Origin of the sequence: Ramlibacter sp., from assembly GCF_013697775.1 — a bacterium.
GTDB lineage: Bacteria > Pseudomonadota > Gammaproteobacteria > Burkholderiales > Burkholderiaceae_C > Ramlibacter.
Genome location: NZ_JACCWG010000248.1, coordinates 1 through 9,856 on the forward strand (window position 1 = coordinate 1; position 9,856 = coordinate 9,856).

9 protein-coding genes, 1 other RNA gene and 1 pseudogene are annotated in these 9,856 nt (G+C 69.5%); 9 read left to right on the forward strand and 2 right to left on the reverse strand.

What is annotated here, in order from left to right:
- Window positions 1–38 precede the first annotated feature (38 nt).
- The 8 genes from H0U68_RS12225 (at window position 39) to rnpB (ending at window position 6,159) form a co-directional block, all read left to right on the forward strand.
- A complete protein-coding gene (locus H0U68_RS12225) occupies window positions 39–794 on the forward strand; it encodes an amino acid ABC transporter permease (RefSeq protein WP_296355932.1) in 756 nt (251 codons plus the stop codon).
- Window position 795: 1 nt separating this feature from the next.
- Window positions 796–1,455, forward strand: a complete 660-nt coding sequence (locus H0U68_RS12230; protein WP_296355934.1) for an amino acid ABC transporter permease — start codon at window positions 796–798, stop codon at window positions 1,453–1,455.
- A gap of 28 nt (window positions 1,456–1,483) precedes the next feature.
- Window positions 1,484–2,221 carry an amino acid ABC transporter ATP-binding protein gene (locus H0U68_RS12235; protein ID WP_296355947.1) on the forward strand — a complete coding sequence of 246 codons (738 nt, stop codon included), beginning with the start codon at window positions 1,484–1,486 and terminating at the stop codon, window positions 2,219–2,221.
- Window positions 2,222–2,252: 31 nt separating this feature from the next.
- Window positions 2,253–3,284, forward strand: coding sequence for a dihydroorotase (pyrC, locus tag H0U68_RS12240; RefSeq protein WP_296355936.1), 1,032 nt, complete (start codon window positions 2,253–2,255; stop codon window positions 3,282–3,284).
- Window positions 3,281–4,060 (forward strand): NYN domain-containing protein, encoded by a 780-nt coding sequence (locus H0U68_RS12245; RefSeq protein ID WP_296355938.1) that lies wholly within the window; start codon window positions 3,281–3,283, stop codon window positions 4,058–4,060. Before pyrC ends, H0U68_RS12245 begins: the two co-directional genes overlap by 4 nt.
- Window positions 4,060–4,827: a DUF3025 domain-containing protein gene (locus tag H0U68_RS12250; RefSeq protein WP_296355940.1), complete on the forward strand. Its 768-nt coding sequence runs from the start codon at window positions 4,060–4,062 to the stop codon at window positions 4,825–4,827. Before H0U68_RS12245 ends, H0U68_RS12250 begins: the two co-directional genes overlap by 1 nt.
- A gap of 66 nt (window positions 4,828–4,893) precedes the next feature.
- Window positions 4,894–5,769, forward strand: a complete 876-nt coding sequence (gene htpX / locus H0U68_RS12255; protein WP_296355942.1) for a protease HtpX — start codon at window positions 4,894–4,896, stop codon at window positions 5,767–5,769.
- Window positions 5,770–5,799: 30 nt separating this feature from the next.
- Window positions 5,800–6,159: RNase P RNA component class A (rnpB, locus tag H0U68_RS12260), an RNA gene on the forward strand.
- On the opposite strand, the gene H0U68_RS12265 is transcribed toward rnpB, so the two are convergent.
- On the reverse strand, window positions 6,160–7,794 hold the full coding sequence (locus H0U68_RS12265) for an MBL fold metallo-hydrolase (protein WP_296355944.1): 1,635 nt from the start codon (window positions 7,792–7,794) through the stop codon (window positions 6,160–6,162).
- Between the two features lie 112 nt (window positions 7,795–7,906).
- Here H0U68_RS12265 and H0U68_RS12270 point away from each other — a divergent pair, with 112 nt between their 5' ends.
- Window positions 7,907–8,905 carry a tripartite tricarboxylate transporter substrate binding protein gene (locus H0U68_RS12270; RefSeq protein WP_296355945.1) on the forward strand — a complete coding sequence of 333 codons (999 nt, stop codon included), beginning with the start codon at window positions 7,907–7,909 and terminating at the stop codon, window positions 8,903–8,905.
- A 45-nt stretch (window positions 8,906–8,950) separates the two neighbouring features.
- Here H0U68_RS12270 and H0U68_RS12275 read toward each other — a convergent pair.
- Window positions 8,951–9,856: pseudogene (locus H0U68_RS12275) on the reverse strand (FAD-dependent oxidoreductase); the annotation flags it as partial.

Here is a 9,856-nt window from a genome sequence, read left to right on the forward strand (position 1 = left end):
ATCCGGCGCGCGGCGCTTCTTGAAGGCAGGAGGGGCCGATGAGCCTGGAATGGCAGGTGTTCTGCATGGACACCATCGACAAGGCGCCGATCCCGGGCTGTTTCAGCCAGGGCGAGACGCAGACCTACCTGGGCTGGCTGCTGCAGGCCTGGGGCCAGACGATCACCGTGGCGCTGCTGTCGCTGGTGGTGGCGCTGGTGGTCGGCTGCATCGTCGGCACCTTCCGCACGCTGCCCGACAGCCCCTGGATCACCCGCCTGGCGAACGTCTGGGTGGAGCTGTTCCGCAACATCCCGCTGCTGGTCCAGATCTTCCTCTGGTACCACGTGCTGCCGGTGCTGATCCCGGTTTTCGCGCACACGCCCAAGCTGCTGCTGGTGGTGCTGGGCCTGGGCCTGTTCACCTCGGCGCGCATCGCCGAACAGGTGCGCGCCGGCCTGCAGGCGCTGCCGCGCGGGCAGCGCTACGCCGGCATGGCGCTGGGCCTGACCACGCCGCAGTACTACCGCTACGTGCTGCTGCCCATGGCGTTTCGCATCATCATCCCGCCGCTGACCAGCGAGACGATGAACATCTTCAAGAATTCGTCGGTGGCGTACGCCGTGTCGGTGACCGAGCTGACCTTCTTCGCGCAGCAGGCCGGGGAGGAAACCTCCCGCGGCGTCGAGATCTACCTGGCGGTGACGGCGCTCTACGTCATCTCCGCCTTCAGCATCAACCGCATCATGGCCTTCATCGAGAAGCGCGTGCGGGTGCCCGGCTTCGTCGCCACCACGACGGGCGGAGGCCACTGAGATGGAATTCTCCTTCTTCACCTTCGACGTCTTTCGCGACTACGTTCTCAAGGGCCTGTACTTCAGCCTCACGCTGACGGCGGTGTCCACCCTGGGCGGCGTCGTGTTCGGCACGCTCCTGGCGCTGATGCGGCTGTCGGGCAAAAAGGTCCTGGCGGTCCCGGCCACCATCTACGTGAACGGCATGCGCTCCATTCCGCTGCTGATGGTGCTGCTGTGGTTCTTCCTGCTGGTGCCGCTCCTGATCGGCCGCCCGATCGGCGCGGAGCTGTCGGCGGTGATCACCTTCGTGGCCTTCGAGGCGGCGTACTTCAGCGAGATCGTGCGCGCCGGCATCCAGTCGATCGCGCGCGGCCAGGTCTTCGCCGGCTTCGCGCTCGGCATGACCTACGGCCAGAACATGAAGCTGATCGTGCTGCCGCAGGCGTTCCGCAACATGCTGCCGGTGCTGCTCACGCAGACCATCATCCTGTTCCAGGACACCTCGCTGGTCTACATCATCACGGCGCACGACATGCTGCACGGCTTCGTCACCGTCGGCGCCAACCTGAGCCATCCGCGCGAGGCCTACATCCTGGCCGCGGTGCTCTACTTCATCATCTGTTTCGCGCTGTCCTGGCTGGTCAAGCGGCTGCAAGCCAAGATCGCCATCATCCGCTGAAGGCCCCCGCATGAACGACAACAAGCCCATGATCGAAATCCGCAACGTCTCCAAATGGTACGGCCCGGTGCAGGTGCTGGAGGACTGCGCGGTCACCATCAACAAGGGCGACGTGGTGGTGGTGTGCGGGCCCTCGGGCTCGGGCAAATCCACCCTGATCAAGGCCGTCAACGGCCTGGAGCCGATCCAGAAGGGCGAGATCTTCGTCGACGGCGTCCAGGTCAACGGCGCCAAGACCGACCTGCCCAAGCTGCGCAGCCGCGTGGGCATGGTGTTCCAGCACTTCGAGCTGTTCCCGCACCTGTCGGTGACGGAGAACCTCACGCTGGCGCAGGTGAAGGTGCTCAAGCGCTCGGCCGACGAGGCCAAGGTGCGCGGGCTGAAGATGCTGGACCGCGTGGGCCTGATGGCGCACAAGGACAAGTTCCCCGGCCAGCTCTCGGGCGGCCAGCAGCAGCGCGTGGCCATCGCGCGCGCGCTGTCGATGGACCCGATCGTCATGCTGTTCGACGAGCCGACCTCGGCGCTCGACCCCGAGATGGTGGGCGAGGTGCTGGACGTGATGGTGGCGCTGGCCAAGGAAGGCATGACCATGATGGTGGTCACGCACGAGATGGGCTTCGCCCGCAAGGTGGCCAACCGCGTGATCTTCATCGACGTGGGCGGCCGCATCCTGGAAGACTGCGGCAAGGACGACTTCTTCGGCGACCCCGAGGCGCGCCAGCCGCGCACCAAGGACTTCCTCAACAAGATCCTGTCGCACTGAGCAGGACGCGCGGTCTGGGACAATCCGTCCCATGACCGATCAACTCACGATCACGCGCCCCGACGACTGGCACCTGCACGTGCGCGACGGCGCTGGCATGGCGGCCGTGGTGCCGCACAGTGCCGCGCAGTTCGGCCGCGCGATCATCATGCCGAACCTGCGCCCGCCGGTGACCACCACCGCGCAGGCGCTGGCCTACCGCGAGCGCATCCTGGCGGCCGTGCCCACGGGCGCGGCGTTCGAGCCGCTGATGGCGCTGTACCTCACCGACAACCTGCCGCCCGAGGAGATCGCGCGTGCCAGGGCCGCCGGCGTCGTCGCCTGCAAGCTGTATCCGGCCGGCGCCACCACCAACAGCGACGCCGGCGTCACCGACATCCGCAAGACGCACAAGACGCTTGAGGCGATGCAGCGCGAAGGCCTGCTGCTGCTGGTGCACGGCGAGGTGACGGACGCGGCCATCGACGTGTTCGACCGCGAGGCCGCGTTCATCGACCAGCATCTCATCCCGCTGCGGCGCGACTTCCCGGAACTGAAGATCGTGGTGGAGCACCTCACCACCCGCGAGGCGGCGCACTACGTGCGCGACGCCGGGCCCTTCACCGGCGCCACCATCACCGCCCACCACCTGCTGTACAACCGCAACGCCATCTTCACCGGCGGGCTGCGTCCCCACTACTACTGCCTGCCGGTGCTCAAGCGCGAGGTGCACCGCCAGGCGCTGGTGGAAGCGGCGACCGGCGGCAACCCGCGCTTTTTCCTGGGAACCGACAGCGCGCCGCACGCGGCGCACCTGAAGGAGCATGCCGCCGCCTGCGCCGGCTGCTACACCGCGCTGGCCGCGATGCAGCTGTACGCCGAAGCCTTCGACGCGGCGGGCGCGCTGGACAGGCTGGAAGGCTTCGCCAGCTTCCATGGCGCGGACTTCTACGGCCTGCCGCGCAACACCGGCACGCTGACGCTCAAGCGGGAGCCCTGGACGCAGCCCGAGGCCGTGCCGTTCGGCGACACCGAACTCAAGCCGCTACGCGGCGGCGAGACCCTGCCGTGGAGAGTTGCATGAAAGACGCCATGTCCAACGCGCGCGATGCCGCCGCGGCGATGCTGATCGACGCCGACAACCTGGCGCCGGCCGCGCTCGAGCAGGCCTTCGCGCAGCTGGCGCGCCAGGGACTGCGCGTGACCCTGCGGCGTGCCTACGGCGGGCACGAGAAACTTGCCGGCATCCGCGAATGCCTGCTGCGCCATGGCGTGCGCCCGATCGTGAACCACGGCAAGGGAACGACCGACGTCCTGCTGGTGGTCGATGCCATGGACCTGCTGCACGCGTCGCGGCTGCCGCCGGTGGTGGCCATCGCCTCCAGCGACGCCGATTTCGCGCCGCTGGCGCTGCGCCTGCGCGAGGCCGGCCACTGGGTGGTGTGCTTCGCCCAGGCCAACAAGTCCGCCGACGTCGAACTCGCCCGCTGCTACGACCAGCTGGTCTACGTCGACGGCGCTTCCGCATCCCCGCCGGCGCCCGCGCCCGCGCCGGCGGAGGAAGCGCCGCCGGCCCCCCGGGCAGCGCGCAAGGCGGCGCCGCGCAAGACGACCCGCCCCGCCGCGAAGCCGCCCGCAGTGCAGGAGGACGATCCTGTGCGTCAGGTGCTCGAATCCGTCGAGGGCTTCCGGCAGGGCCGCGCGGTGGAGCTCAACGAGGTGGTCAAGCGCCTGCGCGACCAGAAGCTGCTGGGCAAGAGCGCGAGCGGCCCGACCTTCCTGAAGAGGCATGCGCCGTACGTGGAGCTCTCGCCCGCGCAACAGCCGAACAGGCTGCGGCTGAGGGCGAACGCGGACTGATGCAGATGGACTGGGCGCGGCCCTGGTTCGCGCCCTGGCGCGCGACGGGCGAGGCGGTGGCGGCCGATGTGGAACAGGGCCTGCTGCTGCACGACGCGCTGAACCGCCAGCCGGTACCGGTACGTTTCGTCGATCAGGCGCAGCTGCCCGAAGGCAGGCCCTACGAGAGTTTCGTCTTCGAGACCGGCTGCTGCCCGGTGCGCCCGGGCCTGCACGACTTCTTCAACGGCCTGTGCTGGCTGCGCTTTCCGCAAGCCAAGCGCACGCTCAACCGGCTGCAGGCGCAAGCCATCGCGCGCGACGGCGTCGGTGCGCGGCGCGGGCCGGTGCGCGACGCCATCACCCTGTTCGACGAGAGCGGCGCGCTGCTGCAGGCCGCGCCGCCGCTGTGGCAGGCGCTGAGGGCGCGCGCATGGCGGCGCCTGTTCGTGGAGCTGCGGCCGCTGTGGCGCGAGGCGCGGCTGCTGGTGTTCGGCCACGCGCTGCTGGAGCAGCTGGCCGCGCCGCGCAAGAACATCACGGCGCATGTCTGGTGCGAACCGTGCCCCGCCGGCGAGGGGCCCGACCTTGACGCGTGGCTGGCCGCGCAGCTCGCGCCCGGACGGCTGGCGGCCAAGCCGTTCACGCCGCTGCCGGTGCTGGGCGTCCCCGGCTGGTGCGCGGAGAACGAGAACTTTTCCTTCTATGATGACTCCCTCGTATTCCGTCCTCCCAGGGCGTCAGAACCAAGTACAACAACGACGCTCCCGGGACCCCGCCGCTCTTGATTCGAGGCGCGCCAGCCTCATCTGACGCCCGGGGTGACCTTTCACACCACCCTTTCGGAGCCTGAATTGAAACGCATCGTCCTGTTCGTCCTGACCAACCTGGCCGTGGTGCTGGTGCTGGGCATCGTGGCGCGCCTGCTGGGCGCCGACCGCTACCTCACCGCCAACGGCCTGAACCTGGGCGCGCTGCTGGTGTTCGCGGCCATCATGGGATTCGGCGGCGCCATCATCTCGCTGCTGATCTCCAAGCCGGTCGCCAAGTGGAGTGCCGGCGTGCAGGTGATCGCGCAGCCGCGCAACGCCGACGAAGCCTGGATCGTCGACACCGTGCGCCGCTTCGCCGACAAGGCCGGCATCGGCATGCCCGAGGTCGGCATCTTCGAAGGCGAGCCCAACGCCTTCGCCACCGGCGCCTTCAAGAACAGCGCCCTGGTGGCGGTGTCCACCGGCCTGCTGCAAGGCATGACGCGCGACGAGGTGGAGGCCGTGATCGGCCACGAGGTGGCGCACATCGCCAACGGCGACATGGTCACCATGACGCTGATCCAGGGCGTGATGAACACCTTCGTCGTGTTCCTGTCGCGGGTGGTCGGCTACGCGGTGGACAGCTTCCTGCGCCGCGGCGACGACCGCTCCTCCGGCCCCGGCATCGGCTACTGGGTGACCACCATCGTGCTGGACATCCTGCTGGGCTTCGTGGCGGCGATGATCGTGGCCTGGTTCTCGCGCCAGCGCGAGTTCCGCGCCGACCGCGGCGCCTCCGACCTGATGGGCCGCCGCCAGCCGATGATCAACGCCCTGGCGCGCCTGGGCGGCATGGTGCCCGGCGAGCTGCCCAAGAGCATCCAGGCGTTCGGCATCACCTCGGGCGTGGGCAAGCTGTTCTCCACCCACCCGCCGATCGAGGAACGCATCGCGGCGCTGCAGCAGGCGCAGGCCTGAGCGCATCCCGCTGTGTGACAATCGCCGCGTGAAGCCCGCCAGGCCGTCGCTGGTGCAAGGGCCGAAAGGCCGCACTGGAGGAACGTCCGGACTGCACAGGGCAGCGTAGGAGGTAACGCCTCTCCGCCGCGAGGCGAGGATCAGAGCAACAGAGACGAGTCGGCGTGCCGGGGTGGTGCGAAAGCATCTCCGCGGCGCGCCGGGTGAAACGGGCAATCTCTACGCGCAGCAATACCAAATAGGCCAGCGTCGATGTGGCTCCGCGGAGCTGGCGGGTAGGTAGCACCGAGCCGGTGGGGCGACCCCCGGCCCAGAGGAATGACGGTCACGCGCGAGCTTTCTCCGGAAGGCCCGCGTGCACAAAATCCGGCGTATCGGCGGGCTTCACACTTATTCTTTCATCTGCAGCGCCTCGATGCGCTGCACGTGCGCCAGCAGCGAGCGCTGCGCCACTGGCCACATGCGTGGCGGCACGTCGTCGTAGGCCAGTTCCACCCATTCCTCCAGCGAGGCGCCGGGCTTGGCGCGCATGGCGGCCAGCACCTTGGCCTCGCGCTTGAGGCGGTGCGCCTTCAGGTGCGCGATGACCTGCTTGGCAAAACCCAGCACCCAGCCGTGCGCGGGCAGGATGAATTCGATGCCGTGCGCCTCGCAGGCGGCGGACAGCGCATCCAGCGAGTCCAGGTAGGCCGTCATGTCGCCGTCCGGCGGATCGACCACCGTGGTGCTGCCGTTGAGCACGTGGTCGCCGGAGAACAGCAAACCGTCTTCCAGCAGCACCAGGCACAGGTGGTTGGCCGCGTGGCCGGGCGTGTGCATCACCCGCAGCGTGTGGCGTGTGCCGTTGCCTTGCAGCACCAGCTGCTCGCCGTCGGCCAGCGCGCGGTCCGGCTGGAACTCGCTGGCCGGGCGCGCCGTCGGCGCCGAGGGCAGGCCCAGGATCGGCGGCTTGCTGGCGCAGCGCTCCTGCAGCAGCCGCGCGCCGGGCGAGTGGTCGGGGTGCGAGTGCGTGCAGACGATCATGCGGATGTTGCCGCCGGCCGCGCGCCACAGCAGCTCGGCGTGCTCGGGCAGATGCGGGCCGGGGTCGATGGCGATGCAGCCGGTGTCCGGGTCGCCCACCAGGTAGCTGTTGGTGCCCGGGCCGGTCATGGCACCGGGGTTGGGCGCGGTCAGGCGCATCACGTTCTTCAAGAGCGGCACCGGCGCGTCGGTGCGCCAGTCCAGGTGGTGCAGCATCTGGCCGTCAGGGCACACCAGCGCCAGTTCGCCGTACTGCATCTCGTGCTCCATGTGGCGCGATTCGCCGCCGTGCAGCAACCCGGCGCGCGGACAGCTCGTCCACAGCGGCTGCTCGCCGGCGCAGGCCTGCAGCACGGCGTCGGCGGTCGGGTAGGCCACCAGCCGCTCGAGCGTGCGGATGGTCGGGAAGATCATGAAGAAGCTGCCCGCCTTGTGGCGCGCCAGCGCCTCGGCCGGCCGCACCCAGACCGGCTCGAACTGCTCGGCTTCGTCGGCCACCGGCTGCTGGCCGCCGGGCATGCGCGCCACCAAAAACGGCACGTCGAAGCGGCGCGGCAGGTCGCGGTCGGTGATCCAGTGCGCCAGCAAGAAAACGTCGTCGGCCGCCAGCACCAGCCCGCGCGCCTGGCATTGCGCTGCGAACGGCTGGTGGCGGTCCAGCGCGGCGATGTCCTCAGCCGTGGCGAAGCTACCGTCGGCGCGGCGCGCTAGCAGGACGCCCAATTCCTCGAAGCTTTCGCGGATGGCGGCGATCGCCTCGGTCAGCCGCGCGTCGGTCTGCGCGGGGCGGCGCTGCGCCAGCGCATGGCACTGCGCATCCGCCGCGTCGATGCCGCCGCCGGGGAACACATAGGCGCCGGGCGCGAAGCTGGCCGTGGCCGAGCGGCGCGTCATCAGCACCTCGACACCGTCGGCACCGTCGCGCAACAGCAGCACGGTGGCGGCGGGGCGCAGCGGCGCGGGTTCGCGCTGGGGATGGAGCAGTTGCGAAGGTCGGACCATGCGCACATTATCGGCACGCGCCGTCCGCCTCGGCGGGAGCGCATAAGCTCATACTGGCAAGGGCCGGGCGCAATCGCCACAATCGGTCGCGTTGTCTTTTGCAGGAGTCCCCATGCACTTCCCGAGCCGCCGCGCCCTGCTGGCGTTCGCCCTTTCGCTTTGCAGCCTCGGCGCTGGCGCGCAGGCGCCCGCTGCCGCCGACTGGCCGCAGCACCCCGTCACCGTCATCATGACCTTCCCGGCCGGCTCCGGCGTGGACGTGGTGGCGCGCACCCTCCAGGAACCGCTGGGCAAGCTGCTGGGCCAGCCGGTCATCATCGACTACAAGGTCGGCGCGTCCGGCAACGTGGCCAGCGAGTACGTGGCGCGCGCCAAGCCCGACGGCTACACGCTGGTGTTCGGCACCGCCGCCACGCACGGCAGCAATGCGGCGCTGTACAAGAAGCTGCCGTTCGACGTGGAGGCCGACTTCGTGCCGGTGGCGCCGATCCTGGACGTGTCCAACGTGCTCACCATCAATCCCGAGGTGATGAACGTGAAGACCTTCAAGGAGTTCGTGGACACGGTGCGCGCCAACCCGGGCAAGTACAACTACGCGTCCACCGGCAACGGCACCGGCACGCACATGGCGTTCGCAGAGCTGAATTCGCGGCTGGGCCTGAACATGACCCACGTGCCGTACAAGGGCGGGCCCGAGGCGATGCAGTCGATCCTCAAGGGCGAGACCTGCTGCATCATGAACCAGGTGCAGACCGTGCTCACGCAGTACAAGGCCGGCAAGGTGCGCCTGCTGGGCGTGACCACCGCCAAGCGCGTGGCCGCCATCCAGGAGATCCCCGCCATCGGCGAGAGCGGCATCCCCGGTACGCAGGGCTTCGACAGCTCGACCTGGTTCGCACTGTTCGCGCCCAAGGGCACCGACGCCGGCGTGGTCGCCAAGCTCAACGGCGCGGTGCGCACCGTGCTGCAGATCCCCGACGTGCGCACCAAGCTGGAAGGCGCAGGCAACACCATCCGCCTGGAAACGCCCGAGCAGTTCCGTGCCACGGTGAAGGCCAACCGCATCAAGTGGGCCGAGGTCGTGAAGGCGGCGAACATCACGATCGAGTGACGGCTGTTCCTCCCTCTCCCTCGCGGGAGAAGGCCGGGGTGAGGGCTACCCGCGCCGCTGCTCCGGCGGCACGTACCAGCGTGTCGCCGCGAGTTCCGGCTCCTCATGCGCTTGCAGGCGCGACCAGTGCAGGTCCGCATCGGCGACGAACAAATCGCGTGCGATGGCCTGCGCCAGGCGCGTGGCGCCGACTGCCAGCCCGGGGATGTCGCCTGCCAGCGCGCCCTGGCTCATGGTGCTGCCCCAGTTGAACAGGTGCAGGCGCGAGAGCGCGTCGGCATGCGTGCCGTCCGTGCTGCGCAGCGCGAAGCCGGAACCGAGATACGGAAAGCGCGCCGGTTCGGGGTGGGACGCGGCTTGTTCGGGCGTGACGTGCCGCGCCCAGGTGTCGATGTGCGGCGCGTAGCGCGCCAGTTCCGGCCGGTCGCGCAGGTCCACGTCGAAGCCGGTGCCGAAGATCACGGTGTCGAAGCGTTCGGTGGTGCGAGAGGTCGTCACCGCCACGCCGCTGGCGTCGGGCCGCACGTCGTGCCAGGTTTCGCCCAGGCGCAAGGCGAAGCTGTCGTGCGCGTCGCAGCGGCGCACGGTTTCCCAGGGCGGCGGCACCTGCTCGTCGAACACGTAGGTGTAGAAGCGCCACTTGCGCGCATCGTCCAGCGCCTCGAAGCCGCGGAAGAACCCGGTGAACGCGGTCCATTTGCTCTTGTTCACCTGCGGCAGCTGCGCGCGGCGCGAATACAGCACGACGCTCGCGCCGGCTTCCAGCGCGCAGGCGGCGTTGTCGAAGGCGGAGGCGCCGGCGCCCAGCACGCCCACGCGCTTGCCGCGCAGCGAGGCGAAGTCGATGGCCTCGGCCGAGTGCAGCACGCGTTTCTGCGCCAGCGGATCGTCGAGGCGCAGCCCGGGGTAGCTGGGCCAGCGCGGCGCGCCGCTGCCGTCGCGGCCCAGCGC

Bases quoted from the DNA above. Each gene is read 5' to 3' on its own strand.
- H0U68_RS12225 (WP_296355932.1), top strand. From the start codon at position 39: ATGAGCCTGGAATGGCAGGTGTTCTGCATGGACACCATCGACAAGGCG.
- H0U68_RS12230 (WP_296355934.1), top strand. From the start codon at position 796: ATGGAATTCTCCTTCTTCACCTTCGACGTCTTTCGCGACTACGTTCTC.
- H0U68_RS12235 (WP_296355947.1), top strand. From the start codon at position 1,484: ATGATCGAAATCCGCAACGTCTCCAAATGGTACGGCCCGGTGCAGGTG.
- pyrC (WP_296355936.1), top strand. From the start codon at position 2,253: ATGACCGATCAACTCACGATCACGCGCCCCGACGACTGGCACCTGCAC.
- H0U68_RS12245 (WP_296355938.1), top strand. From the start codon at position 3,281: ATGAAAGACGCCATGTCCAACGCGCGCGATGCCGCCGCGGCGATGCTG.
- H0U68_RS12250 (WP_296355940.1), top strand. From the start codon at position 4,060: ATGCAGATGGACTGGGCGCGGCCCTGGTTCGCGCCCTGGCGCGCGACG.
- H0U68_RS12265 (WP_296355944.1), bottom strand. From the start codon at position 7,794: ATGGTCCGACCTTCGCAACTGCTCCATCCCCAGCGCGAACCCGCGCCG.
- H0U68_RS12270 (WP_296355945.1), top strand. From the start codon at position 7,907: ATGCACTTCCCGAGCCGCCGCGCCCTGCTGGCGTTCGCCCTTTCGCTT.